Source organism: Paenibacillus sp. J22R98 (assembly GCF_059383835.1).
Genome location: NZ_JBXENW010000001.1, coordinates 864321 through 890433 on the forward strand (window position 1 = coordinate 864321; position 26113 = coordinate 890433).

At 50.2% G+C, this 26113-nt stretch carries 22 protein-coding genes and 1 riboswitch; of the genes, 14 read left to right on the top strand and 8 right to left on the bottom strand.

The genetic code is table 11. From position 1 onward, the window contains the following. Positions 1–67: 67 nt before the first annotated feature. From AC50Y3_RS03985 to AC50Y3_RS04010, 6 genes are all read left to right on the top strand, one after another. Complete coding sequence (locus AC50Y3_RS03985; RefSeq protein ID WP_494817442.1) at positions 68–1078, top strand: HoxN/HupN/NixA family nickel/cobalt transporter; 1011 nt, start codon at positions 68–70, stop codon at positions 1076–1078. A 74-nt stretch (positions 1079–1152) separates the two neighbouring features. Continuing rightward, entirely contained in the window at positions 1153–1434 is a 282-nt protein-coding gene (locus AC50Y3_RS03990) for a YqkE family protein (RefSeq protein ID WP_494817443.1), read from the top strand. Between the two features lie 130 nt (positions 1435–1564). Beyond that, positions 1565–1999, top strand: coding sequence for a hypothetical protein (locus AC50Y3_RS03995; protein WP_494817444.1), 435 nt, complete (start codon positions 1565–1567; stop codon positions 1997–1999). Positions 2000–2366: 367 nt separating this feature from the next. After that, entirely contained in the window at positions 2367–4136 is a 1770-nt protein-coding gene (gene abc-f, locus AC50Y3_RS04000; RefSeq protein WP_494817445.1) for a ribosomal protection-like ABC-F family protein, read from the top strand. A gap of 233 nt (positions 4137–4369) precedes the next feature. Continuing rightward, complete coding sequence (locus tag AC50Y3_RS04005; protein WP_494817446.1) at positions 4370–5089, top strand: hypothetical protein; 720 nt, start codon at positions 4370–4372, stop codon at positions 5087–5089. Positions 5090–5136: 47 nt separating this feature from the next. Beyond that, positions 5137–5577, top strand: coding sequence for a GNAT family N-acetyltransferase (locus tag AC50Y3_RS04010; protein ID WP_494817788.1), 441 nt, complete (start codon positions 5137–5139; stop codon positions 5575–5577). A gap of 66 nt (positions 5578–5643) precedes the next feature. Here AC50Y3_RS04010 and AC50Y3_RS04015 read toward each other — a convergent pair whose 3' ends face one another. After that, entirely contained in the window at positions 5644–6483 is an 840-nt protein-coding gene (locus AC50Y3_RS04015) for a 3'-5' exonuclease (protein WP_494817447.1), read from the bottom strand. A 210-nt stretch (positions 6484–6693) separates the two neighbouring features. Here AC50Y3_RS04015 and AC50Y3_RS04020 point away from each other — a divergent pair, with 210 nt between their 5' ends. Beyond that, positions 6694–7569 carry a permease gene (locus tag AC50Y3_RS04020; RefSeq protein WP_494817789.1) on the top strand — a complete coding sequence of 292 codons (876 nt, stop codon included), beginning with the start codon at positions 6694–6696 and terminating at the stop codon, positions 7567–7569. Continuing rightward, the gene (locus AC50Y3_RS04025; RefSeq protein ID WP_494817448.1) at positions 7566–8567 is read left to right on the top strand and encodes a TIGR03943 family putative permease subunit; all 1002 of its coding nucleotides are present in this window, start codon (positions 7566–7568) and stop codon (positions 8565–8567) included. The genes AC50Y3_RS04020 and AC50Y3_RS04025 overlap by 4 nt, the downstream gene beginning before the upstream one ends. Before the next feature lie 88 nt (positions 8568–8655). Here the strand turns inward: AC50Y3_RS04025 and AC50Y3_RS04030 are convergent, their stop codons facing one another. The 6 genes from AC50Y3_RS04030 to AC50Y3_RS04055 form a co-directional block, all read right to left on the bottom strand. After that, positions 8656–10326, bottom strand: a complete 1671-nt coding sequence (locus AC50Y3_RS04030; protein ID WP_494817449.1) for a hypothetical protein — start codon at positions 10324–10326, stop codon at positions 8656–8658. Continuing rightward, on the bottom strand, positions 10323–17042 hold the full coding sequence (locus AC50Y3_RS04035; RefSeq protein WP_494817790.1) for a DUF7507 domain-containing protein: 6720 nt from the start codon (positions 17040–17042) through the stop codon (positions 10323–10325). The genes AC50Y3_RS04030 and AC50Y3_RS04035 overlap by 4 nt, the downstream gene beginning before the upstream one ends. A 72-nt stretch (positions 17043–17114) precedes the next feature. Next, positions 17115–17744 (bottom strand): methyltransferase domain-containing protein, encoded by a 630-nt coding sequence (locus tag AC50Y3_RS04040; RefSeq protein WP_494817450.1) that lies wholly within the window; start codon positions 17742–17744, stop codon positions 17115–17117. A 132-nt stretch (positions 17745–17876) separates the two neighbouring features. Then, complete coding sequence (locus AC50Y3_RS04045) at positions 17877–18377, bottom strand: C40 family peptidase (RefSeq protein WP_494817451.1); 501 nt, start codon at positions 18375–18377, stop codon at positions 17877–17879. Positions 18378–18616: 239 nt separating this feature from the next. After that, positions 18617–19075 (bottom strand): cupin domain-containing protein, encoded by a 459-nt coding sequence (locus tag AC50Y3_RS04050; protein ID WP_494817452.1) that lies wholly within the window; start codon positions 19073–19075, stop codon positions 18617–18619. A 146-nt stretch (positions 19076–19221) separates the two neighbouring features. After that, positions 19222–19776 (bottom strand): superoxide dismutase family protein, encoded by a 555-nt coding sequence (locus AC50Y3_RS04055; RefSeq protein ID WP_494817453.1) that lies wholly within the window; start codon positions 19774–19776, stop codon positions 19222–19224. Positions 19777–19981: 205 nt separating this feature from the next. Here AC50Y3_RS04055 and AC50Y3_RS04060 point away from each other — a divergent pair, with 205 nt between their 5' ends. The 5 genes from AC50Y3_RS04060 (at position 19982) to AC50Y3_RS04080 (ending at position 24901) form a co-directional block, all read left to right on the top strand. Continuing rightward, a complete protein-coding gene (locus tag AC50Y3_RS04060) occupies positions 19982–20971 on the top strand; it encodes a Gfo/Idh/MocA family protein (protein ID WP_494817454.1) in 990 nt (329 codons plus the stop codon). Beyond that, positions 20972–21841, top strand: a complete 870-nt coding sequence (locus tag AC50Y3_RS04065; protein WP_494817455.1) for a sugar phosphate isomerase/epimerase family protein — start codon at positions 20972–20974, stop codon at positions 21839–21841. 127 nt (positions 21842–21968) lie between these two features. After that, positions 21969–22370, top strand: a complete 402-nt coding sequence (locus AC50Y3_RS04070) for a DUF2203 domain-containing protein (RefSeq protein WP_494817456.1) — start codon at positions 21969–21971, stop codon at positions 22368–22370. Between the two features lie 190 nt (positions 22371–22560). Continuing rightward, positions 22561–23670: a glucosaminidase domain-containing protein gene (locus AC50Y3_RS04075; protein ID WP_494817457.1), complete on the top strand. Its 1110-nt coding sequence runs from the start codon at positions 22561–22563 to the stop codon at positions 23668–23670. Positions 23671–23753: 83 nt separating this feature from the next. Beyond that, a riboswitch (purine riboswitch) is annotated at positions 23754–23855 on the top strand. Positions 23856–23935: 80 nt separating this feature from the next. After that, entirely contained in the window at positions 23936–24901 is a 966-nt protein-coding gene (locus AC50Y3_RS04080; RefSeq protein WP_494817458.1) for an EamA family transporter, read from the top strand. 82 nt (positions 24902–24983) lie between these two features. On the opposite strand, the gene AC50Y3_RS04085 is transcribed toward AC50Y3_RS04080, so the two are convergent. Continuing rightward, the gene (locus AC50Y3_RS04085) at positions 24984–25172 is read right to left on the bottom strand and encodes a hypothetical protein (protein WP_494817459.1); all 189 of its coding nucleotides are present in this window, start codon (positions 25170–25172) and stop codon (positions 24984–24986) included. A 200-nt stretch (positions 25173–25372) separates the two neighbouring features. Between AC50Y3_RS04085 and AC50Y3_RS04090 the strand changes: the two genes are divergently transcribed. After that, positions 25373–26068 carry an N-acetylmuramoyl-L-alanine amidase family protein gene (locus AC50Y3_RS04090; RefSeq protein ID WP_494817460.1) on the top strand — a complete coding sequence of 232 codons (696 nt, stop codon included), beginning with the start codon at positions 25373–25375 and terminating at the stop codon, positions 26066–26068. Positions 26069–26113: the final 45 nt, after the last annotated feature.

Genomic DNA, 26113 nt, shown 5'->3' on the forward strand with positions numbered 1-26113 from the left:
TTCCTTTTATAATGAATTCACATATTCTTGTTAGATTATCTGACATGGCGAAACGGAGGGAAGACGGATGCATGAACTTTGGAAACAGCGCAAATCTTGGGCAGGCTACGTAATCGTCGTCTTGGCTCTTCATCTCATGGGTTTCGTTGGGCTAATGGTGGCGGTACGCGCGGATGCAGGCTTCTGGAGCCTCGGATTATTGGCGTATACGCTTGGCATGCGTCATGCGTTCGACGTGGATCATATTGCGGCTATCGATAACACGGTGCGTAAGTTAGTTCAACAGAAACGGAATCCGCTAGGAGTAGGCTTCTATTTCTCGCTGGGTCATTCGTCGGTCGTATTCTTGATGGTGCTTGCCATTGCCTTCTCGGTGAAGTGGATTCAGAACGAAATGCCCTTCCTACAGCATACGGGCAAGCTGATCGGGACATCGGTTTCGGGTATTTTTCTGCTGTTGATCGGTATCATCAATTTACTCGTGCTCATCAATTTGTTTCAGCTGTTTCGCAGTATGCGCAGCGGCAATCATAATCAGAATGAACTGGAAGAGCTATTGGAAGCTCGGGGGGTATTCTCCAGGTTGTTTAAGCCGCTGTTTCGTCTCATTAGCCGCAGCTGGCATGTGTATCCGCTCGGATTCTTGTTCGGCCTTGGCTTTGATACCGCAACAGAAGTAGGGCTGATGGCGATTTCCGCAGGCGCGGCGCAGAGCTCCATGTCGATCTTCGGTATTCTCGCTCTGCCGCTCTTATTCGCATCCGGCATGAGTCTCTTGGATACAGCAGATGGCATGTTTATGACCAAAGCTTACCGCTGGGCCTTCAATACGCCGCTTCGGAAAATGTTTTATAACGTTACCGTCACAAGTGTATCTGTCATATCGGCGCTGTTGATCGGCATGGTGGAGCTGCTGCAAATTGTAACGGAGAGGCTGAACCTGCAAGCTCCGTTCCTGCAGTGGGTTAGCAGGCTTGATCTGGGAGACCTCGGTTATTTCTTAGTCGCCTTGTTCGCCATTGCATGGCTTGTGTCGGTGGTCGTCTGGAAGACGATGAAGCTAGAGGAACGTTATTAGTAGCGCTGCTCTAGCTAGGGTACTAGCAACGAAGCGCTCTGACTTGCTATAATGATCGCAGGTAGGTGATCACGATGGCTAAGAAATCGAAGTACAAACCGGCTTCCCACTCGCAGCAGCAGCAGAAGCAATCCAATGAGGAGAAGCCTGCGACACTGAAGGATCTATTGCGACCGGAAGTGCTTGATAAGCTCAAAGGCGCGGCTCAGGATTTAAAAGATGCGGAAGAAAAGCGTAAGGCAGACCTGCGCAAGCAAGAAGAAGATGCGCGCGCGGCTGAGAAGAAGCGGCAAGAGAACGATTTCGAATATTTGTTGAACAACAGTAAGATGGATTGGCGGAATAATAAAAGCTAAATGTAATGAAAGCTCCCGTCTGGCAAAGAGACGGGAGCTTTTTTCAGTGGAATTATTTGGATTACACGACCACCTGTCCAATCTTTATCCTTCTATTTTACATATGAATAGATAAAGGAGGTGATGTGTAATGGCAGTTTTATTGCTAGATTCGAAAACATCACAAAATGCGAGCTATGCCAACTCCATTAATGTTCCGATCTTGGTTATCAACACGCCGAACTTGATTGCACAGCAAACATTGAATTTATCCGCCGGTGTAGCCGGACAAACCCGTGTCGAGTTTTCTGGCGTTGCGGCAGTTCAATTGCCTCTTGTACCGCTTGTAACGACAGTTACAATTTTCGTGACAAGAGGATTGACAGCGGGCGATGTAAACGTGTTCTCCGCTGCGGCAAACCTTTCGCTGAGTATTCTAGGACCGCAGCTCATCGCGTTCTCCGGATCTGATTTCAATGCCCCTAATATTGCGAACCAGGCTTACTCCGTGTGGATTCAGACGTCTGCAATCGGTACGATTCGCGTAGGACCAGAGAGCTTTAACTTCACCGCATACTCAAACTAATTTTCATTTTTTTTGCCAAGAGGATGCAAGCTCGAAATCGCCATGCTATAATGGGGTATCTTGAACGTTGTAGGAGGTATCCAATTAGACATCATGTGGACCTAATTTTCTGTCGATCATGATTTTCGAAAATGACGATAAGAAATGAGCTCAGCCTGTGCGCGGAGCGGAATAGGTTACGTGTGTCTATAGGAGACGACTCCTTTAGCCTTTATTGATGCCATTCTTTGGTGTCTGTTAGAGGTATGTTCACGCTATCTCTATGTCCGTATATCTGAAGCCGCAGGCGTGCCTTGCGGTTTTTTTGTTGTCTTCGACAATCATCGCCCGTGTCAGTTGTTCAACTAAACTAAAAGTGGTGATTGGTATGACATTATTAACATTGCGCGGAATTAAGAAGAGCTTCGGCGACACGAATGTGCTCGTGAAAGTAGACGCCGATCTGGCAAGCAGAGAACGAGTCGGCTTGGTCGGAATGAATGGCGCAGGCAAAACAACATTGGCCAATATGATCTTCGGCAGCATCCAGCCCGATGAAGGGAAGCTTACGTTTCATAAGGATCAGCTGCGAATTGGGTATTTGCTGCAATCGACTTCGTATACGGTCAGCACGTTCAGTCAAATGATGGACCCCGCTGCAGAATCACGCGAAACCGAGCAATTCCTTCAGACTGCAAGTCATCTGGGCTTGCAGAAGGTGAAGGAGTGGGACGGCGAACGTCTTGCGGGATTAAGCGGAGGCGAGAAGACGAAGCTTGCCATCGCTCATATTTGGGCCTCGAAGCCGGATATTCTGCTGCTCGATGAACCGACGAATCATTTGGATTTTGACGGCGTAGATTGGCTTGTACAAGAGCTGCGGCGGTACAGCGGTACGACAATTGTTATTTCGCATGACCGTTATTTCCTCGATCAAACCGTTGACCGTATTATCGAGCTGCAAGACGGCGTCTCGACATCCTTCCCCGGCAATTATACGTTCTACCGGGAGGAGAAAGCCCGGCGTTTCCAAAGCCAGCTGCATCAGTTCGAAGAGCAGCAGAAGTATGAACAGAAGATTGAAGCCGAGATCAATCGGCTGAAGAACTGGTCGGATAAAGCGCATCGCGAAGCCGGTAAAGTCGGGAAGATGGCTGAAATGCGCACAGGTGTGAAAGAGTTTTATCGCAGCAAAGCCAAAGCAATGGATAAGCAGATCAAGTCGCGCTTACACCGACTGGAGAAGATTGATCTGGAAGGCGTGAAGAAGCCGGTTGAAGAAGCCAAGATTTCCTTCGGGTGGGATCAGCCGGAGAAACGAGGCCGCCGCATCGTCGAAGCACAACGTATTGGCAAATCGTACGGTGGCAGGTCGCTATTTTCAGACAGTTCGTTCTATCTTCAGCGTGGCGAGAAAGTCGGCTTGCTTGGACCAAACGGCAGCGGGAAGACGACGCTCATTCAAATGCTGCTTGGTCAGAAAGCAGTCGATGCCGGGCAGCTGTGGATCAGCCCGACTGCAAAGGTCGCTTATCTAACGCAGGATGTGTCGGATCTGGATCAGCGGCGCACCGTTCTTGAGCTGCTGCAAGACAGCCATGAAATTCGCAGTGATGTTGGGAAAGCGCGGACGATGCTGGCTAATATGGGCTTTGATGCTTCCATGCTGCAGAAGCCGATCGCGCAGCTAAGTCTAGGAGAGCGGACTCGTATTAAGCTGTCGCAGCTTATGATGCGTGAACAGGATCTGCTCATTCTGGATGAGCCGACGAATCATTTGGATTTGCACAGCCGCGAGCAGTTGGAGGTGACATTATCCGACTATCGCGGAACGCTGATCGTGGTCTCCCATGACAGGTATCTGATGGATAAGATTTGTACGAAGCTGCTGGTCTTCCAAGATGGCGGGATCAAGCGGATCGACTCCGGTTATGAGGCGTTTCGCGAGAAGCCGCAAACCTCACAGTCCGGCGAGAACGAGACAATGGATGTGGGTGCAAAGCAGCAGCTTGAGGAAGAGAAGATGGTTATCGCGAACCGAATCGCCTTCCTACTCGGGGAATTCAGTTTGCTAAAGCCAACCGACAGCCGTTATACGGAGCTCGACGCGGAGTATAAGCAGCTCCTTGCCCAGAAGAAGCAATTGAATACACGATAACAATAGTGAAGAGTTATGATGGCATTTTATGCTGCCGCATAACTCTTTTTTTATGGTCAAGTAGCCACCGGTCATGTGCTTCAATTGCTTGAAAATGAGAAACGACTTCACAGGTTTCGAATATAATATCTTAACGTTTGCAGCAGTGAATGACAACGTATTCACCGCCGCATACTAAGTGCTGACGGTCGCACTAGCATATTCGGCCAACACAACAGGGCGGTGACAACAGCATGCAGGCAGATGTTACCTTGGATTGGGATGTCTACTTATTGGCGGGAATAGGCTCGAGTCGTACTATTTTTGCGGAATGTGTGAAGGAACTGCAGCGTCGCTATGCCGAAGCCGGTAAAGCTTCGAGCATCAGGGAGTTATTTCCGTATGGCGATCATACACATAATTTCTTTCAACAGCTGCTAAAGGTGCGGAAGGATTTATACCGAATTCGGCGTGCGGTACAGTTTGGAGCTCGTGCCGTCGCGGGGCAGGTGCGCAAGCAATCCTCAGGCAAGCCCGTGCTGTTCATCGGGCATAGCGGAGGGGGCGTAGCCGCTTACCAAGCGGCTGTCATGCTGCATAAAGAAGGCGTGATTCCGGATTGGAGAGTTGTGCAGGTGGGTTCACCTAAGATGCCGATTGCTGCGGAAAACATCAGTAAAGTACATTATGTCGTGGCGGTAAACGAGAAAGGTGCGTGTGCCGATTTAATTACGCGGCTGGGAAGTTGGGGCGGCATTAGCCGAAACCGGTATGGCATCTGGTACTGGAATCGTGTAAAATATGCTCCGAAACATATTATTCCACTTCCGTTAATCGGAGGGCATCAACACTATTTCCGCAAAGAAGCGCCGTACATTCATCCCGAGCGCGGCTCTAACCTGGTTGTTATGATCGATATGATCTGGGAACGAGTGGCCAGGGAACTGGCACTTGCAGCTTCGAGTTTGATGTAAGCGCGGTATTGCAGGGCAAGAAGGGGATTTGCGCCATGATCCGTACCATTCAAACGTACCAAGCGACGATGCATGACCTTCCGGAGCTAGCCAATCTGTTTGATCAATATCGGCAGTTCTACGGCCAGTCTACCGATCGAGAAGGCGCGCTGCAGTTCCTGAAGGAGCGATTCGTTCATCGGCAATCGGTCGTATTTGTCGCAAAGTTTGATGATCAATTGATCGGTTTTACACAGCTGTATCCGACCTTCTCCTCCATCTCCATGAAGCGCTCGTGGATTCTCAACGATCTCTATGTCTTGCAAGCTTATAGGAGCGCAGGAGCCGGACAGCTTCTGCTCGATGCCGCGAAGCAGTACGGCGAGCAGACTGAGGCGAAAGGAATCGAACTGTCCACCGCGGTTGATAATAGGGTGGCACAACGCCTTTATGAACGTAATGGCTATGAGAAGGACGATCATTACTTGCACTATTTCCGTAAATTATAAGAAAAAGCTTGGTGAGCAACGCATCTGCCATGCATTGCGCGCACCAAGCTTTTTTCTATGCTTCGATTAGGCTTCTGTTGTAGATTCGCTGCTGCTGGTTCCGGATTCACTGAGTTCGCTCGTTTCCGCTTTGCTCGAGCTGCGGATTTTGCGCGGGCCTTTGGCCATTTCAGAATCGAAATAGGCTTCAAGCTCAGCGACTTTACGCGGGTCCTCAAGTGTAACTTTACCACTTAGGACATGTTCCACAATCATCGACCATGTCGGCGTAACTTTCTGGGATGCGATAATGCGGATCGCGTTCTTGACGATTTTGCGTTCCTTCGCGTTTGAATAGACGTCCTTGAACTGCTGAATCCGCTCGAAATCCATATGTTCAAATACAGCGCGGAAGATATCCGCCGTCATCCGAGCATCCTCCAACGCACGATGGGCATTGTTCTCTTCACCGCCAAGACCCAGCTCATTAAGGGCCGTTTCAACGCTTACATCGTTCGTGACGTCCTTGTAACGAATATAGCCTTTCAACAAATCGAAGTAATTAACCGCAAGCCAATATGCATCATCCATCTTATGCATGCGCGTATCGAACACGATTCGCTTCATATCTTCGCCGCCCCAAGTGACGAACAGAAAGTTCTCATTAGAGCCGAGCCAATGCATGAAGTCGCGAATGACGGCCGGGAAACCTTCTGCCGCATCGATACCTTCTTGCGGAATGCCGGTTTTCTTCTTGATAAATTCGTTGAGCTTGGCAAAATAGACCGGTTTGACTAATGCCGAGAATTCAGCAATGGGCTGCAATTCCGCATTCAATCTGACCGCTCCGATTTCGATAACCTCCATCGGCAATTCACTTGCGAATTTGCGTCCGTTAAACTCGATGTCTAAAATAATGTAGTCCAATTACGAAACCTCCGCTGCATTGTTGTCGTCCTTCATTGTAACAGAATTAAGGCCATGCTGTCTTGCGTAGTCTGAAGTCGCAGCTTTAATCGTAATTCTGGCATTTTGAGCCGGATTGATAGATAATGGAGTCCGAATAACCGTTCGTTCGGTACATTGCAGGAGGTGCCTGTGGTTACGTTTCTACAGCTCAATACGATATTTTTAAGCATGATTATGGAAGCGATTCCTTTTATCCTGCTCGGCGTCATCATTTCGGGACTTATCCAGACGTTTCTGTCTGAACGATGGATCGCACGAATTCTTCCGCGTAACCGTTACTTGGCTTCCTTAATTGGCTGCGGCGTGGGACTGTTCTTCCCGGCCTGTGAGTGCGGGATAGTTCCCATAACAAGGCGGCTGATTCGCAAAGGTGTACCGCTTCATGCGGGCATTGCGTTCATGCTGACCGGTCCGATCATTAATCCGATCGTGTTGTTCGCTACCTATATCGCATTCGGCAACGATTGGAGAATGGTGCTGATCCGCGGTGGCATGGCAATCGTTGTCGCGTATATCACGGCAATCGTCATTTCATACCTGTATCCGAAGCTGCCGCTTAGAGGGATGGAAGGAGCGGGTCTCGAAATTGCAGCCAGTGCCGAAATTATTCCTGCTGATATCGTTCGTGTGCCGTTGCGTTCACGCTTATATGAAGTGATGCTGCATGGGATTGACGAATTCTTCTCGGTCGGAAAATATTTGGTATTAGGTGCATTCATCGCGGCATCGATGCAAACCTTCATTCCTACGTCCACGCTGATGCATATCGGCAGCACGCCAATTACAGCCTCTCTGATGATGATTGGACTAGCGTTCGTGATGTCGCTGTGCTCGGAAGCCGATGCTTTCATTGCTTCCTCGTTTCGGAGTACATTCTCGATCGGTTCCTTGTCTGCTTTTCTCGTATTCGGACCCATGATCGACATCAAGAACACGCTTATGCTGCTGGCTGTTTTCCGTGGAAAATTCGTGTTCGTTCTCATTGGACTGGTTGCGGCTTGTACGCTGGCTTCATCGTTACTTGTAGGGAGGTTGATGGGATGATCCGTCTCTATGTGCTTGCCGGTTTCGCATGTTTGTTTATTATGATGCACCTCGGCGGCAATTTGAATAAATACATTAATCTGAAGTACGCCTATTTGACGCAAAGCGCGATTGTGATGTTAGTGATTCTGTTTTTGTTCGAATTTGTGCGGCTGTATAAGAAGGAGAGAGAAGAGAACAAGCGGAAGGCGAAAGAGGCGGAGTGGCATCAAGAACAAGATCAAGACCATGTGCACCACGAACATGAACACGTGCACGCACATCATGATCATCACGAGCCTGCCCATGAACATGAGCATGCGCACTCGCATCATGACCATCACAATCATCACGACCATGCGCACGCGCGCCACGACCATTTCGGCCACTCGCATGAACAACCCATTCGCTGGAAGCGGATTGTCTCTTACAGCATCTTGATTTTTCCGCTGCTCACCGGGTTCTTCTTGCCCGTTAAGACGCTGGATTCCAGTTTCGTGAAGGCCAAAGGTTTCTCGTTTCCGAATTTCGACGCTTCCGCAGATAATCCCGGCTTCCATCAGTTTCTCAAGCCTGATTCCAGTGTGTTCTATGGCAAACAAGGGTATGCGAAGGTGTCGCGAGAAGAGCTTCAGGAGTTTCTGCCTCTGAAGGAGGTTGGATTGACGGATACCAACTACTTGAAGGGACTTGAAGCGGTCTATAACTTCCCGGATGCGTTTATCGGCCGGAAGCTTAGCTTTGACGGGTTTGTTTATACGGGGGAGCAGACGGAAGCGAATCATTATTTCGTATTCCGCTTCGGTTTCATACACTGCGTAGCGGATTCCGGCGTCTTCGGCATGCTGGTTGATTTTCCGTCAGACACGGCTGCCTTTCATAATGATGAGTGGGTGCGAGTAACCGGCACGTTATCCTGGTCGTTCTACCAACCCTTCAAGCAAACGATTCCGATGCTGAAAGTAAGCGAATGGAAGTCGATCCCAAAACCGAAAGACCCTTACGTGTACCGCACATAGCTTACCAACAGGAAAGGCTCTCCGCTCGGATTTCGAATGAGCAGAGAGCCTTTATTTGCATTTCCATTGATTCACACCGTTCTGTGCACTATTCCTCATGGGTTTCGATCACAATCGTAACCTCGTTGGAATAAACCGAGTTGGTGAACAACTCGCCATTCACTTCGTAACTAAATTGCGCCAGTACACGGAACCTCAGACGGTTTTGGAGTGGATGAGCAGTCAACCGGAGTTGATAGGTGACAATTATCGTCTGGTTCGGTGCCAGTATGCCAATCGGCAACCCTTCCCCGGGTATGAAAGGAACCTCGACTCCATTCACCCGAACGCTAGCGATTTCAATGCTCGTTTCATCCGGGATGAGTGCGAATAATGTGACGGCGGCTGCATAATTACCCGTATTCGTGATGGCAACGGAAACCGCAATATATTCGCCCGGTCCAACGACCGGCGGCGCAGCGCTCAGCTCCGCGCGAATAATCGGCACAACTACGGAAGTAGCAACATCATTGGTTAATACGGCATCTGTAACGACGACGCCGCTTGGAAGCCTGAAAGAGTATGCGACGTTTGCTCTGTTGATTAGCTGCGATTGGTTGCCTGAGCGGGTAACCGTTACAAGGAAGGAAAGAACAAACTGCAAACCGGGCTGCAATGTACCTAGCTGGATGCCTGAATCAGGGTTAGCACCGGGCAGCGGACGACCATTCACTTCAGCGCTGCCTTGCGCGAAGAGGGCTCCGGCAGGGATCGCATCGCGTACGGTTACGTCAGCGCCGGTCGTGCCGCTGTTAAAGATGGTAATCGTGTATCGAATAGATTGGCCCACGGTTGCTTGCGATAGACTCGCGGATTTACTGACCGCCAAAGCGGGTCCGGAAACGATCGATGACACGGCATTCGAGGTGACGGATTGATCGAACGTGCCGAATTGGAATCTCAACTCGGCACGATTCGATAATTGGGTGTGAACGGGAACATCCAGCACAATGACGCTAAACATCACTTGGATGGATATACCCGGCTGAATCAAGCCAAGTGTAATGCCGGTCACAGGTGAAGCCGATGGAGAGCGAACACCATTAATAGTGACGCTCCCCTGAACGAACAACGTTCCTTGCGGCAGTGCGTCATAGAGCACACTCTGGCGCATCGGCTCCGTACCTTCATTTGCAGCTGTAACGCTATAGACCAGCATATCACCGGTGTACGTATAAGCAGTATTCACGCCTTTAAGCAGACTTACCTGCTGCACCGTAACAGGAAGCGTCACGATATTCGAGCTTTCCGACCCGGTAATCGTACGACCATCCATCGTTATAAAATAATAGTCGACCGTCGCTTGATTATCGAGCTGACCGGAAGGGGGGGCGGAAACGAGCAGCAGTTGAAATAAAATGGTAACTGTACTGCCGGGAAGGACCTCCCCAATCGGTATACCGCCGTCCGGCGTGACGCCGGGTATAGGAGAACCGTCTACGATGACACTGTTCGCAACAAACACGGTACCCAGCGGCAACAGATCAAAGACCGTTACATTGGCGGAGCGATTCCCGCTATTGGAGACCGTGATCTGATACGTAACCGGCAGCGTCAAACCAGCTTGCGTCGATGTGGTTGTCAAGACAACGGAAATGACCGGACCGTTCACATTGGTATCTACGATATTCGAGTACGAGAAGCTTGTTGTGCTGCCGGTGGAGAAGGACACGACGGACTGGTTGCGAATCGTCTGCGGCGGGTCCGGGACTGCCATCATACTACAAGCACCTGGAATTGTACGGTAGAAACCGCGCCGACCGCAATAGAACCGATGTGGATACTCGTATTCGGATTATCACCTGGCATCGGTACACCATTAACGGTGACGGTTCCTGCAATGAAGCTTGCACTAGGTGGAAGCGGGTCAACCAAGGTGACGTTGTTAACCGGCGATAAGCCATTATTCGTAACCGTGATGGTATACGTAATCGTATCGCCTATAACAGCATCGATTGCGTTGCTGCTCTTCACAACGGACACATCCGGCGAGGAAACCGGAATGATAACGGTATTCGAGTTCACCGTTGCATTGATAACACGGCCATCCGGCGGCGAGAACGTGTACGAGATAGACGCTTGGTTGGCGAGCTGCTGTGGCGAAGGAAGCGCATCGACGGTAACCTGTAACGTGACAAGTACATGGACGGAAGCACCGGCAGGTACGACGCCGACATTAATGCCTGTAACCGGATCAGCTCCCGGCTGAGGAACGCCGCCGACCGCCACGCTGTTCGGGACAAATTCGGCTCCTGTCGGAATGGTATCGAACAGGATAACAGTTGCTTCAAGATTACCTGTATTCGAGATAAGCAAGGAGTAAGTAATCGTATCGCCGACTGTAGCATTCGCTGTACTTGCGCTCTTCACGACAGACATGATTGGATTATAGACCGGTGTCGTCACGACATTCGACATACCTGTGCCGGAGAACACGCCTGATGTAAAGGATACTGTAGACTGATTGCTGATTTGTCCGCTTACAGGCAGTGTATTGACCGTAATGTTAAACGTAACGGTTACAGAAGAAGACGGTGTAATCACGCCAAGCGCGATACCCGATGCTGGATTCGCATCCGGACGAGGCACGCCGCCTACGATAACCGAACCAGGTACGAAGGTCGTACCGGCTGGCACCGGATCGGAGAGAACCGCACTGTTCAAGTTCGCGATGCTTGTATTCGTGACGATATTCGTATACGTGATGACATCACCGAGAATCGCATCCGTGGACAATGTACTCTTCACGACGCTTACATTAGGTGATGTGACCGGAATGGTGAGCGAATTGGATGCAGCGGAACGAATGAACGATCTTGAATCCGGCAATGTAAAGGCATAGCTTGCCGTTGCTTGGTTGGTTAATTGCTGATTAGGCGGCATCGTGTTGATGATGTATTCGAACGTGGTCAGCACCGTCGCTCCCGGCGCAACAACGCCGACGCTGTACCCGACCGCCGGATCTGCACCTGCTTGCGGCGACCCGCTTACAATGACGCTGTTTGGGACTAAAGCTGTTCCCGTTGGTGTAGGATCCGTGATTGTAACGGTTGTTGGATAGTTGCCACTGTTGGTTACGTTAACCCGATATACGATCGTGTTCCCAACGCTGGCCAAGGAGCTGTCGGCTGTTTTAACTAGCGTAATTACAGGCTGATATACAGGTGTAGTAACGGTATTTGAGAACGTAACCGCCGAGAATACGCCGGAGGTAAAGCTGACCGATGAGCGATTGCTGACAAGTTCCCCTACCGGAACTGCGTTAACGGTTACGCTGAAGGCAACAGTGACCGTAGCGCCTGCCGGAATGGGGTCAAGCGAGAAGCCGGCCGCCGGATTCGCATTTGGAAGCGGCACGCCGTTAATCGTGACACTGCCGGATAAGAAGGAGGTTCCCGCCGGGATCGGATCAGAGAAGATAATGTTGTCGACCGTCGCTATCCCGCTATTGGTCACAAGAATGCTGTACGTCTGAATATCGCCGACCGTGAGTGCAGTTTGTGAGGCACTCTTAACGACATCTACATCCGGAGAGGATACCGGATAGGACAGTGTATTGGATACGGAGGAGCCTGTAAGTGTACGGCTGTCAGGCAGCGTATAGCTGTAAGCGGCAGTCGCTTGGTTGGAGAGCGACTGCGTTGGCGGCAAGGATGTAATAACAGCGGTAAAGGTAACATTTACCGTAGCGCCAGGCTGAACGGGTCCGACGGGAATACCGGTAATCGGATCGGCCCCTGCTTGCGGCGAACCCCCGACTATGACGCTGTTCGGGACAAAAGAAAGCTCAGGCGCAAGCGTCGGGTCCGATAGGACAACGGATGCGGCATAGTTTCCGGAGTTGGTGACAGCCATCGTATAGATGACGGTATCACCGACTGACGCATTTGTTGTACTGGCGCTTTTCACAACACTGATAACCGGCTGATAGACCGGAATGTCTACGCCATTTGAGAAGGAGGAGCTGGAGAATGCCCCGGATGTGTAAGTTACGGTAGCTTGGTTAGAAATGAGTGCAGGCGTCGGTACGGAAACAACAAGTAAGCTGAAGGTTACGGTGGCAGAGCTTCCGTTTGGAATCGTGCCTACATTTACACCTACTGCCGGATTCGCATTCGGTACAGGGACGCCATTAACAGCTACGCTTCCGGATACAAACACCGTGCCGCTTGGGATGCCATCGATGAATACGGTATTCGTGATGGGCGCAATCCCGTTGTTCGATACGAGCACTGTGTAGGGGATCGTATCGCCGATCGAAACGGCAGTTGATGTCGAAGTCTTCACCGCAGTCACATTTGGTGAAGACACTGAAATCGAGAGTGAGTTCGATAAGGATGTCCCTGACAGCAGACGCCCGTCAGGCGGGGTAAATTGATAGTTTGCTGTCGCTTGGTTGACGATCTGCTGCGGATTCGGAAGCGAATCTATGACGACGGAGAACATGATGAAGACGGTTTGGTTCACGTTTACCGTGCCAGCATTGATTCCGCCGGAAGGCGTGGCGCTGGGCTGCGGAACTCCGTCAACAATAACACTGTTTGATACGAACGTCGTATTCGCCGGAATCGTATCCGTTACCGTTACGGTGGCAGGAAGATTACCGGTATTGCTGACCGCAATCGTGTACGTGATGGTATCGCCTACTGTGGCAGAGCTTGTGCCCGCCGATTTCACCACGTTAATTTGCGGCTGCGTAATCGGAGTAGTAACGACGTTAGACGATGATGTGCTCGAGAAGCTGCCGGACGTAAAGCTTACTGTCGACTGGTTAACAATTTGATCGGACACAGGCATGATTAGTTTCACCTCATAGGTCACGGTTGCGAAGGCACTCGGTGCCAAGGAACCGATCGGAATACCAGCGGTCTCATCCGCCTGGGGAAGGGCAATACCGTTCACTTTTACACTGCCCGGAACAAAGGCTGTGCCTGGGATCGCTGATCCGACATAGATGATATTGTTGACGTTCGTAATGCCGTTGTTCGTAATGACGGCCGTGTACAGAATCGTATCGCCGGTCGTGATATCTGTTGCGGCTGTGCTAAGCACAACCGATACATTCGGTGCGGATACCGGGATGGTTACCGTATTCGAGTTTGCCGAGCCGTTTACCACGCGTCCAGCCGGAAGGGTGAAGGTGTACGCGGCTGTTCCTTGGTCGACAAGCTGCTGCGGACTGGGAAGCGAATCGACAGATACTTGAAACGTAACCGTCGATGTTTGAAGCGGCGCTACAATGACGCCAGGAATGCCTGTAACGGGATTTACGCCCGGCTGAGGAACGCCATTGACAAGGACAGAGTTCACTACGAACGTCGACCCTGCCGGAATGTTATCCGTCAGCGTCACGTTAGCGCTGATATTGCCGCTGTTGCTGATTTGCAGCGTATATGCGATGGCATCCCCAAGTGTTGCAGCTGATGAATTGGCAGTCTTGGAAACCGCGAGTATCGGCGAATAGACGGGGATATTCACCGTATCGGAGAAGGACGTCCCCATAAATGCACCGGAGGTATAGTTGACTGCAGCCCGATTGGATAAGACAGCAGATGTCGTAAGTGACGTCACGCGAACCTGGAAGCTGACGATCGTTATCGCAGATGGTGCCAGCGTTCCGATCAGAATACCCGCCGCAGGATCTGCGCTTGGAACCGGAATGCCGCCAACGGTCACGCTGCCTGTAATAAATGTAGAGCCATCCGGAATCGGATCCGATACGAATACTTGATTAACGGGCACAATGCTGTTGTTAGAGACGATGATCGTATACGTAATTACATCGTTCAGGGTCGCTTCCGCGAAATCAGCGCCTTTACTGATGCTTACGTTAGGCGCGGAAGCGGGAATGGAAACCGTGTTCGAGCTGCCGCTTCCGTTCATCACACGACTGTCCGGCAACGTGTAGGTATACGTAAAGGTACCGAAATTGGTTAAGGTAGGCGGATTAGGCAGCGATTGAAGCACCACTTGAAACACAACGCTCACTGTGCTTCCTGCGGGAACTGGCCCGACCGGTATACCGGTTTGCGGTGTAGAACCCGGCCTTGGCGAACCGTTGACGGTGATACTGTCAGCAACATACGTCGTTCCGGAAGGAAGCGTGTCGGTCAACGTGAGCTGCGCTCCGAAATTGCCTGTATTCTGAACGGCAAAGGTGTACGTTAACGTATCGCCTACCGTCGCGCGGGTCGTATTCACCGATTTCTGGGCCGAGATGATCGGCTGAAAGACCGGAACCGATATCGTATTCGATAGGGAGGAACCGTTGAATGTGCCTGAGCTATAGGAAACGGCAGCTCGGTTATCGATTTGGGCAGGCGACGGCAGCGATGTGACAGTGAGTTGGAAGACGACCGTTACGGAGGCGCCGGATGCAATTGTACCGATGGAAATACCGGCGGCAGGATTGGCAGTAGGCCTAGCGACACCGCCTACGATGACCGAACCATCTATAAAGCTCGTTCCGGTCGGGATCGGATCGCTGAAGACGACATTCGAAACGGCGGCAACCCCGTTATTGGAAATGAGGGTTGAGAACGTTATCGTATCGCCTACCGTCGTAGCGGAGCGATTCGAGCTCTTCACCGCGTTAACATTCGGCAGTGAAACCGGAATGACAAGCGTATTCGACGTGGCTGATCCGCTAAGCGTTCTGCCGCTGCCATCAGGCGGCGAGTAGGTATAAGATGCAGCTGCCTGATTCGTAATTTGCGGCTGAACAGGAGTCGGCAGCGAATTGACGATGACTTGAAAGGTAACTGTCGTTGACCCGCCGGAAGGGACTAAACCGATGGGAAAGCCGGTAACCGGATTTGCACCGGTTTGGGTGACGCCATTTACTTTGACGCTGTTCGGGACAAAGGTCGTACTTCCCGGAATATTATCCGTAAACGTGGTTGTCGCGCCAATACTGCCGGAATTGGATACAAGCACGGAATACGTTACGGTCGTACCAACGGCTGCGTTCGCTGTATCCGCGCTTTTGACCATCGTAAGTACGGGTGAATAAACCGGTGTTGTAACGGTATTCGAAGGGATGACACCGCTAATAACGTCCCCGCCGGCTACACTTTGAAAGGTGAAAGCGGCTTTGGCGACGTTTGGAATTTGAGGAGGATTAGGCAGAGAGGTGACCTTTGCTTTGTATGTAATGGTTACGGAGCTGTTCAGGGCAAGTGAACCTATCGGCACGCCTGCTGTGATATCGAAGGTAGGCTTAGCGACTCCTGCTACGACGACACTGCCGGCTACAAATGCGGAGCCGGTTGGAAGGGCATCTGAAACGACGACGCTTGCCGCGTTCGCATTACCTGTATTACCGACCGTGACCGTATACGTAATCGTATCGCCAATGACTGCTCCGGTAACGTTCGCGCTCTTGGATGTCGTGATATTCGGGGCGTTAATATTGATCTGCAGCGCATTGGCATTGACGACATAGGCATCCCCAGAGGTGGTTAACGTCAATACGGCCGAGGATTGGTTGTTGGCTAAGTTGGCAGATACATTGACGTTCGTAATGTCCCAGCCTTGCCGGCCGCCGATAATATTCGAGCCCGGTGCTCCGTTAGTCTGATTTCGCGTCCCAAACGTGCCGGTCGTATTCAGCGCACCGGTATCGTCATTAATCTGAGAAGCGAAGAAATTGTTGGCGAAATTGTTAGTTCCGGACAAAGCAACCTGTGTGCCGGTTGTCGGACCGAATAGCGCCTGGTCGCCTGTGCGATTCGCATCGCCTTCCTGGGCGCTGAATAGTGCTCTGCCGCCAAGCGCCCCTGAGACCGGGGTAGCGAATCCGGTTATGGTCGTAACAACCGGGGCAGAGGTGGATTGAACAAGCACGGCTCCTACGCGCAGTGACATGTTTCTAAAAGGCAGCGTAGGATTCTGATAGATGACTGCGAGCGTCCAGCCTGCATGGTTGGCCGTCGGATCCGTAACCGTAATGGTTCCGACAACGGCTCCTACCGTATACGTACCGGCGCCGCCTGTCGTGATCTGCGAGGTTACGTTCGCTGATCGCGTATAACCGAAGGCGCCGCTGCCGAGATCGAATGTATTTGCGGTTGCCGCGTCAGGTGTGATGCTGACGTTCGTCGAATTCGGCAAGGTGAGTGTGACAGGATTGTTGATGGCAGCGGATAAATTGACGCCGGGTACGATATACGTACCGCCCCAGATCAATTCCGCATACAGCACTGTACTGCCTGCCGGCAGCACAAGAATGGCAGATGAGTTGTTGAGCAGATAGTTGTTGGTCGTTCCAAAGGGATAGGTACCGAACCGAACTGCTGTATTGGTCGTGACGAATGCGCCGATACTGTCTTGGGTACCGGGAACCCCTTCCACCGTGGAACGGCTTAGACCGAGCGTGTTACCGGTGAAGGTAATCGCGCCGGTTGCATTAAGGGTAGCCCGAACTACTAGTGCAATGCTCCTCGCCCCCCTTAAGTTCCTATTGGAATATGATGCAGTTTGCACACTAACTCAAACATATGCACCTGCTTAAGGGGCTATGCTACGGAGCATGGTTACCGCATGAGGCTCAGGGTGAACTTCATTACACATCGCTAACCACTCCTCGTCCGTCATAGGCGCCTTCACGACGACAAAGTAATACAGAATCTCATCTACAACGTTAGCTTGCAGCTCTTTGAGTACTTCCAGCTCATCGGGTTCGTAGAGATCGGTTAGATAAGGGGCTTGATAGAAAAGCTCCATACGAAGCAGTCTGAAATCATAAGGCGGAGGCGTGACATAGCTGTACGGCGATAGGGGAGGGCAGATCGGATTTCCCGGAGGTTGTTTAAAAGATGACGTCATATAACGAGGCGTGTGTTCATCGAAACGGTGTTTTAAGAAAGGATTCGAGCTGTGGCGAAAATTGTGCGCATACGGGCATAGCAAACAAACGACGGTCTTATGGACGCTGACACGGTATAACTCTCGCAGTGTAAAGTTTAAGTCAGTTACGTAGGGCAGCATGCGGCTTACGGCAATGAAATCGATGGAGTTATCGGGGAACGGAATTTCAGTATTCAGATCACTGACCAGATTGACACCCGGCAATGCATAACGGTCAATTCCGTAACAGTCAGGGAGCTTATTGGCGCCGCATCCGATATCCAATTTCATTGTTCGAACCCCCTTACACCCGAATACTCTACTAGCTTCTAGTGTATGGAGTCCAAGGTTAGCCTGTATATACGCTTGCCCACCGAAACGAAAAACGTGCAGAGCACCTAAGTGCCCTGCACGTAAAATTACCTAAATGACATCGCGAGCCGTAATGAATGTTTTGTCCCAAATGCTGCCTTTGAAGGTGGAAATGGTAACGCCGATTCCGACGCGGTACGTTTGAAGTACTTTGCCGTTGCCGATATAGATGCTGACATGATTGATTTTGCCATCACGATTCGTATCCGAGAAAATAAGGTCGCCCGGTTTCAGGTTGCTTTTCAGAACCCTAGTTCCTTTAAGGGCTTGCTGTCTGGACGAACGCGGGAGGCTGATGCCATTCTTCTTATAGATGTATTGCACGAATGAAGAACAATCGAATGCGCTCGTAATGCCGGATTTGGCACCGAATTTGTAAGGAACGCCCATATATTGTTTGCCCTTATTAATGATGTTTTTCGCTACGACAGAATCGGATGCTGCGTGTGTCGTCTTCGGCGTAAGAAGCATGCTTCCGGCAAAAGCGATAGATAGGCTGAGTGCTACACCTGCTAGTTTTCTACCTATACGCTTGGTTGTTGTGTTATTCATGTCTTCCTCCTATTAATTGAGAGTATAGTGTGATTACTGGATGCCATGATCACCTGGAGACCACTATACCACAGCAAAAAAAACCACTACTTACCAATGTGGAGGAAAACTCTTCATTACGAACGCTTTCACTGACATTGTTAGAATACGATTAGAAAACATTCATGCAATTCCCATTGACAATGAGAAAAGGCCAATCAGAAAAATCCTGATTGGCCTCTTACTTAATCATGTATGGTTTAAGTGCGTTTAATGAGCGTGAAATCATCATAATGAAAGCCCGGTGCTACCACGCATGAAACAAAGACAGGCTCATTGCCGAGCGGCTTGGCCATCTGCCAAACATTCGCCGGCACTAACGCTTGCGGGCGCTGGCCTTTGGCGATATCCGGTCCAATAATAATCTCTTCAGTCGTTTCCGGATTCTCTCCGATACCGCCTAAGCGGAGCAGAAGCGGGCTGCCGGAGTGCCAGAGCCACAGCTCATCGGACAATACGGTATGCCAATCCGACGTTTCTTCCGGATGCAGGACGAAATAAATGGATGTTGCAGCTACGCGTGCGCCGGAATAGCGCTCGCCCAGAATAGCTTGCGGAATCTCGAATGAGGCTTTCCACAATTCTTTGTACCAGCCGCCTTCCGGATGCGGTTTGAGGTCCAAGGCTTGTACAAGCGGTGATAATTCTTTGGTTATCATCAGTTTGGTTTGCTCCTTTAGCTTTTCTCTGTATTGGATCTATAAGTCCATCTCCATGTTTCAATTTAACGTATGACTCGTCCAATTGTAAATGGCCATGAACCTCGGTTAAGTGAAGGTCATGGCCACGAATGGTTTACATTTCGTTATTGAATAACGCCGCATACAATGCGATTGCCTGAATTTCCGGAAGGGTCGGTCGCGTAGTCATCGGCTTTCTCGTGGATCACAAGCGCAGTGCCGCCTGCCTTCCTGAGGGAGTTCGGTTGGTTCGGTGCTAATGTAACGATTCGCGTCTCGATATCCACTTTAACGGAACCATCTGCTGCGACCGTGATATTCGGCAGATCCCCAACATGGAACCCTTTTGGATTGTTAAATCCGTGCTGCTTGGTTTGCGGATTGAAATGCGCACCGGCTGTTTTGAAATCAGGTGCTTCACATTTGCCTGTTTCGTGAAAATGAATGCCATGTACGCCGGGCGGCAGGTTTTTGGCTTCAACATGCAACACGACGGCATCATTCTTCTGGGTCAACGATGCCATTCCGACGTCGGTGCCGGCTGCCCCAATTAGTTTCACTTGTACGACGGTTGGCGTCGTTTCTTGAACGGGATGCGCGCCGGCAGGACCGCCAATCGTTGCGGCAAGCAGGACGAAGCAAACGGCTGTTCGCGTTGTGTGTAGCAGAGTTCTTCTCATTGCGCTGCGTAATCCTCCTGTGAATTAATCTCCTAGCTCTTGCTTATCATTGCCTACTTTATAATTGCCCAAACGTGGACATTGCTTAGCAGATTTTGTCGCATATTTGGATTGGTAGCAGTCATGTTTTGTGGTAGCTTAAGGTGGAGATGTCTGATTTAACCAAATGCTATATCTATTCCAAGCAGAAGCGGGAGGCTGAATGATGAGCTTGATTCGAGTTGGGATGATTGGAACCGGCGGCATTGCGGGGTGGCACGCGCGCCAGCTGTCGGAGTTAACGGAAGTTCGAATTGCAGCGATAGCGGATCCGAATGGAGCGGGCAGAGAGCAGTTTATGGCTCAGCATCAATTAGGCGATATTCCGGCATTCGCGGATTACGTTGACATGCTGAATGAGGTGGAACTGGATGCGGTAGTCATTTGTTCTCCGCATACCCTGCACTTCGAACAGGCAAGCGCTGTATTACGCAAAGGGCTTCATGTATTAATCGAGAAGCCGATGACTTGCTCTTCCGAGGAAGCGAAAGCACTGATCGAACTGGCGAATGAAGCGGGCAAAATCATGCAAGTATCGTATCAGCGCCATTTTCAGCCCGAATTTCTCTATATCCGGGATGCGATTGCCAGAGGCGAGATCGGCAAACTGACCTCGATTACCGCTTCATTGTATCAAGAGTGGAAACAGGGTACTCCGGGCTCCTGGCGTCAAGACCCTGCGCTCTCCGGCGGTGGATTCTTGATGGATTCCGGCAGCCACATCATTGATGTTCTGCTATGGACGACAGGTCTGACACCGATTGAAGTCAAACCTCAGCTGCATATGCATGGCACGCCCGTTGAAATCGACACCTTCACTTCCATTCGTTTTGCAGAAGGGGCTGTTGCCGGTCTGAACCTCGTTGGTTACGCCCCTTGTTGGCATGAGACATTTGTATTCTGCGGTGAAGAGGGCGGGATCTTCTATGATAACGGCCGTATTACGCTTCGCCGTTTGAGACAAGAACCAGTCGTTCCCGAGCTGCCGGCTGCAACCACTAACCAAGACAAGAGTTTCATTGACGCCATCTTAGGGCGCCATGACGTGCTCGTTCCAGGCGAGTATGCGCTTAAAGTCGTGAAATTATCCGAAATGATTTATGAAGCTGCCGGTTATTCTCCATTGGGACATTTGGAATCTGAGGAGGTAAGTTAAATGACGTATTCAATCGGTATGCGAATTCCGCCCATCATTGGACGCACAGGCATTAAACAAACAGCCGCCTGGGCTGCGGAAATCGGACTTGACATCTTGGATCTATCCGAGCTGACTCCGGAAGTGAAGCAAGCCTGCAGTGAGTTCGGAATTGGCATCGGTTCCGTTGATGCTCGTCACACAGCGCAGCTGCTTAGCCGCGACGATAATCGCCGCTCAGAAGCGATCGAAGCAACAAAGCGCCAAATGGATACCATGGCTGAGCTTGGCGGAAGCGTCCTGTTTATGTGTTTGGTTCCGGAAGATCTCACGCTTCCGCGCTCGGAAGGCTTCGCAATTTGGAAGGATTCCTTTCCGGAAGTCGTTCGACATGCCGAGCAGCGCGGCATCTATATCGCCATCGAAGGCTGGCCGGGGCCGGCGCCTCATTATCCGACGCTCGGTTGCACGCCGGAAATGTGGAGAGCGATGTTTGAGGCGATTCCATCGAAGCATTTTGGCCTCAATTATGATCCTTCCCATCTTGTGCGCCTTGGCATCGATTACTTACGCGCGTTATCGGAGTTCGGCGATCGCGTTAATCATTGTCACGGTAAGGATACAGAGCTGCTAAATGAAGAGCTGTATGAATCCGGCGTATTATCGGCTACATTCGGCGCGAAATACGGCTTCTCGGAAGGCTCGTGGCGTTACACGATCCCCGGTCACGGTGCAGTCGAATGGAGCAAGGTAGCCGTGCGATTGGACCGTCTCGGGTATAAAGGGGCGATCAGCATTGAGCTGGAGGACCATCGTTTCTGGGGAACCTTGGAACGGGAGCAGCAGGGGATTGTGAAAGCGGCGGAGCACCTGCGGACTTATTTTAAATAAAAGGAGGAACGGGAATCGGAGTGTCGCTCGTGGACATCTGGTTCTCGTTTTTCATGCGAACGAACTAGGCCGAGCGCCGTTTGACCTTGTTCGTTCGATTCTAGTACACTTAATGTAAGGAGTGGATATGAAAGTGGACCAAATTCATTTTACATTAAGCGAAGCGAATGCACTATTGCCGCAGCTGCAGGAAGACTTGCTGAAGCTGCAGCTGCTGACGCAGCAATTCGAAGAAAAGTTTGATGAATTGCAAGTACTGAAGGCGAGTACATCCAGAGAAAATGACGATCCATTCTTTGAAGTGGAGAGTCACCTTGAATTCATGAGGATGGAAATTGATCTTCACATCGGAAATTTTGATCGAAAAGGCGTTTTTCTCAAAATGATCAACCCCGGATTGATCGATTTTCCCTCAATTCTCAATGGTGAGGAAATTCTAATCTGTTGGAAGCAAGGCGAGGAGCGAATCTCTCACTATCACGGCTGGAATGACGGTTTTATGGGGCGCAAGGCGTTTCCGGAAGCGTGAAAAAAGATTAAAAAACACTCATAAAGGAGCCTGATTAACTCAGGCTTCTTTTTTGTTCGCCATAGTAGGAATGTCCATCGACAAAAGTACATATTTTTCTTACAGAAGGTTTGACATGCTTTTCAGAAGATAGCATTTACAATCTAACCTATATCGGAAAGGCCCTTAAATCCAAGGAAGAGGTGTTTCAATGACTAGAACCATCCAGTGGAATGTAGTGGCTTATATGATTTGTGCTTTGTTTGTAACTACCGTTATCCTATCCTTTACCTTTACGAATGCACTGTGGAATTCCCAAATAGCCGGTTTATCTGCTCCGCATTGGCTCCATCACAAGACAGTCACATCCCAAACGACCCTATCACCTGCCGCAGAAATCACGCATCTTCCGAAATCCATGTTCCAACCCGCTACAGTCATCCCCAAAGCAACGGCTGAAGTTGCTGAGCCGATTCGCAAGATCCCCGTACCTGCAGCGCCTGTCGTAATTACAAAGACGGCAAATCCTCTTCATACATATAAAGTAACCTCATTCTACCTCAACGTACGTTCCATGCCCGATGCAACCTCGAAGATCCTGACAGAAGTGAAGCAAGGCGAATTGCTGCAAGTTGTGAGCATGACCGAAACCGGATGGTTGTCGCTCAAAGGTGGCGGGTATGTACATGGCGGTTATGCCGTGGAAGTACCCCAAGCAGCACAAACGAAAGCAATGCCGGCTGACCAAGTGAAATCAGCTAAAGCGGAAGTATCTACATTATCTGTGATTCATCAGACGGTCAAGAAGGTGAATGCGCCAACGGCTGCTATTGATAATTTACCCGTGAAGAAGAAGCTTGTAACGCCTCTTGGGAAGCTGGCTAAACCAACATCGAAGGTGATGTCTGACTCGGGACTAACCAAAGAGCAAATCGCGACAATACTGAAAGGAACAAAGCTTGCCGGTCACGGAATCGAAGCAGCCGTTCTTGCGATTGAAGATAAATACGGCATCAATGCTTTCTTCACCATCGCCGTCATGAAGCTTGAAAGCGGTAACGGGTCGAGTCGACTGGCGCAAAATAAAAATAATTTGTTCGGATTAAACGCCATCACAGGCAAAAGCGCTTATAAAAAGGCCTTTACCTTCGCCACCAAGGGGGAGAGCGTAAGGAAATTCGGACAACTCCTCTCGGACAATTACGTGGAGCGCGGCTATACCACGATCGAGAAAGTAGCGAAGAAATATTGTCCTGCAAACGGCCGATGGGCAGGGCATGTCCGAAGTATCATGCGAAGTGATTTTCTTAAATTAGCGTAATTCCCGTCAATCTCCTGTTGACAGAAGCTCACGAGTCATGTTACATTTCCATGAGTGATCACAAGTAATTGCAACGGAAAATATACTTAACTTCATAAAAAATTCGTATAACCTCACGAACCAATAGGGTGAGGGTATCTACAGGAAGCCTTAACTTCCTTACTACGAATACGGAATGATCAGGTGATGATTCTGTATTTGTGGTAAGGAAGTTTTTTGTATTGTTTATTGAATATACGCAAGTGTCGAAAGGGGCATCTTAGATATGAAATATATGATTTCTGTATTTCTTGGCGCGGTCAGTTACGGCATATTGTCGACGATCGTAGTGAAAGCATATGGAGAAGGATACAGCTTAGGTGAGGTTGTAGGTACACAGCTGCTAACGGGATTTATTTTATCCTGGCTGCTGGTCATTATGCTGAAAGTACGCAGTAAACGACAAGCTGCGGGTTCAAGTGAACCGGCTCAGAAACCAATCGGCTTAACATGGAAACAACGTTTCATGCTGATGTCGGCAGGTATTCCGACGGCGATGACTGGTTTGCTGTATTATCAGTCATTACGCTACATTCCGAATTCACTTGCGATCGTATTGCTGTTCCAATTCACGTGGATGGGCGTTCTCATTCATGCAATCAGCACACGCAAACGTCCGAACGGAATTATGCTGCTCACGCTTAGCATCTTGTTCGGTGGAACGCTTCTCGCTGCCGGAATTATGGAGCAGGGGATTTCGGAGTTCAACCTGCTTGGTATTACGCTTGGCTTGCTCGCAGCAGTCAGCTACTCGCTCTTTATTATCTTCAGCGGGAAAGCCGTACCGAGTGTTCATCCCGCTCAGCGAAGCTTATGGATGATTACGGGTGGATTAATCTTCGTGTTTATTCTATTCCCGCCGGTCTATCTGTTTAACGGCGTGATCTGGAGCAGCTTGCTGCTGTTCGGTTTCCTGCTTGGTCTGTTCGGAGCTTTTATTCCTCCCGTATTATTCGCGGCAGGTGTTCCTCATATCGGTGGAGGCATGGCTGGTATTCTTGGCGCTTCCGAGCTGCCTGTCGCGGTCATGCTCTCAGCGGTTGTCTTGCATGAACAGGTTAGCGCGCTGCAGTGGGCAGGCGTCATCCTTGTGTTGCTTGGCGTTGCTCTTCCTGAGCTGGTTAAGGGATCAAGAAACAAAGGCAAAGGTAAAGGTAATGCTCGCAAGAAACTCGAATATTCTGCCGGTTAATTTGTACGTTGACTGGGTTGAGAAAATAAGTGAAGCCCGATTCCACAAGGAACGGGCTTCATGTTTTGTTTCCGATTATGGGCTACTCTTCGTCTTCAGCTTCATTAGCCGCAACGTTAGCCGCAGTTTGGTTCGAAGCCGGGTTGTGCTGGAATACTTCAGCCGCTTCTTCTGCGGAGAACTCGGTGTCTGCTGCACCCGCAACCGGAAGCTTGTTTAATGCCACGGATTGCACGTCTGCTTTAGAAACTTCATTTTGCCCGTTTGCCATGTGTGTGATCCTCCTCATTCTTGTAAATTGCAACAGACATTAATATACCCAAGCAGGTATCGATCTTATGCATGACGAATTGAAAAATTAAACTTTTTATCGATTTAAGCCGTTATTAAGATTAGCTTCATTTCAATTTTAGGTCGAGCTGGTATAGTTGTGGAGCAACAAGATGCAAACGTAAGGAGGAAGTTTCTGAAATGAAGAGAAGAAAGAAGAAGTCACCCGGCACTGCCTTACTTGCCTTAATCGTCTTTGCCGCGGCTTTATTCATATTCCAAGCTCAGAATCGTGCCAACGGATCAAGTGAACATGACGAAGCAGCAGGGGGGCCGATCGTCGCGAGTCAGAACTTGCTTCTTGCCGGCAAAACGATCGTTCTGGATGCCGGACATGGCGGGAAAGACGCCGGTTCGATCGGGCAGCAAGGGACGTTCGAGAAGGATGTCACCCTGCAGACGGTTCTTCACATACGGGACGAGCTGCAGAAGAGAACAGGGGCTAAAGTGATCCTTACTCGCCCTGACGATGAAACCGTATCGCTTGACGAGCGTGTGGAGATCGCAAATGAATCGAACGCCGATGTATTTGTAAGCATTCATTACGATGCCTTCGAATCCAATGATGTCGCTGGGATGACGACGTACTACTACAATGATGCCGATCTCGGCCTTGCGGAGCTCATGCATGGCGAGCTTGTGAAATCCATCGATGCTAAGGATCGCGGCGTAAAGGTTGGCAATTATCAAGTCATACGCGAGAACACCAGACCGGCGCTGCTGCTCGAGCTTGGGTATATTTCGAATCATGCGGAGGAAGCGCGTATGCAGTCAGCCGCGTTTCAGGAAACGGTGTCTAGTGCGATTGTATCGGGTATTATAGATTTTCTATCCTAATCGAAAAGAGGCACAAGTGATAAACACTTGTGCCTCTTTCTTGTC

What these genes read in the sequence shown, in the direction of transcription:
- abc-f (WP_494817445.1), top strand. Translation starts at nt 2,367, where the DNA reads ATGACATTATTAACATTGCGCGGAATTAAGAAGAGCTTCGGCGACACG.
- AC50Y3_RS04030 (WP_494817449.1), bottom strand. Translation starts at nt 10,326, where the DNA reads ATGATGGCAGTCCCGGACCCGCCGCAGACGATTCGCAACCAGTCCGTC.
- AC50Y3_RS04020 (WP_494817789.1), top strand. Translation starts at nt 6,694, where the DNA reads ATGATTATGGAAGCGATTCCTTTTATCCTGCTCGGCGTCATCATTTCG.
- AC50Y3_RS03990 (WP_494817443.1), top strand. Translation starts at nt 1,153, where the DNA reads ATGGCTAAGAAATCGAAGTACAAACCGGCTTCCCACTCGCAGCAGCAG.
- AC50Y3_RS04065 (WP_494817455.1), top strand. Translation starts at nt 20,972, where the DNA reads ATGACGTATTCAATCGGTATGCGAATTCCGCCCATCATTGGACGCACA.
- AC50Y3_RS04060 (WP_494817454.1), top strand. Translation starts at nt 19,982, where the DNA reads ATGAGCTTGATTCGAGTTGGGATGATTGGAACCGGCGGCATTGCGGGG.
- AC50Y3_RS03995 (WP_494817444.1), top strand. Translation starts at nt 1,565, where the DNA reads ATGGCAGTTTTATTGCTAGATTCGAAAACATCACAAAATGCGAGCTAT.
- AC50Y3_RS04055 (WP_494817453.1), bottom strand. Translation starts at nt 19,776, where the DNA reads ATGAGAAGAACTCTGCTACACACAACGCGAACAGCCGTTTGCTTCGTC.
- AC50Y3_RS04075 (WP_494817457.1), top strand. Translation starts at nt 22,561, where the DNA reads ATGACTAGAACCATCCAGTGGAATGTAGTGGCTTATATGATTTGTGCT.
- AC50Y3_RS03985 (WP_494817442.1), top strand. Translation starts at nt 68, where the DNA reads ATGCATGAACTTTGGAAACAGCGCAAATCTTGGGCAGGCTACGTAATC.
- AC50Y3_RS04080 (WP_494817458.1), top strand. Translation starts at nt 23,936, where the DNA reads ATGAAATATATGATTTCTGTATTTCTTGGCGCGGTCAGTTACGGCATA.
- AC50Y3_RS04050 (WP_494817452.1), bottom strand. Translation starts at nt 19,075, where the DNA reads ATGATAACCAAAGAATTATCACCGCTTGTACAAGCCTTGGACCTCAAA.
- AC50Y3_RS04090 (WP_494817460.1), top strand. Translation starts at nt 25,373, where the DNA reads ATGAAGAGAAGAAAGAAGAAGTCACCCGGCACTGCCTTACTTGCCTTA.
- AC50Y3_RS04040 (WP_494817450.1), bottom strand. Translation starts at nt 17,744, where the DNA reads ATGAAATTGGATATCGGATGCGGCGCCAATAAGCTCCCTGACTGTTAC.
- AC50Y3_RS04005 (WP_494817446.1), top strand. Translation starts at nt 4,370, where the DNA reads ATGCAGGCAGATGTTACCTTGGATTGGGATGTCTACTTATTGGCGGGA.
- AC50Y3_RS04070 (WP_494817456.1), top strand. Translation starts at nt 21,969, where the DNA reads ATGAAAGTGGACCAAATTCATTTTACATTAAGCGAAGCGAATGCACTA.
- AC50Y3_RS04085 (WP_494817459.1), bottom strand. Translation starts at nt 25,172, where the DNA reads ATGGCAAACGGGCAAAATGAAGTTTCTAAAGCAGACGTGCAATCCGTG.
- AC50Y3_RS04025 (WP_494817448.1), top strand. Translation starts at nt 7,566, where the DNA reads ATGATCCGTCTCTATGTGCTTGCCGGTTTCGCATGTTTGTTTATTATG.
- AC50Y3_RS04045 (WP_494817451.1), bottom strand. Translation starts at nt 18,377, where the DNA reads ATGAATAACACAACAACCAAGCGTATAGGTAGAAAACTAGCAGGTGTA.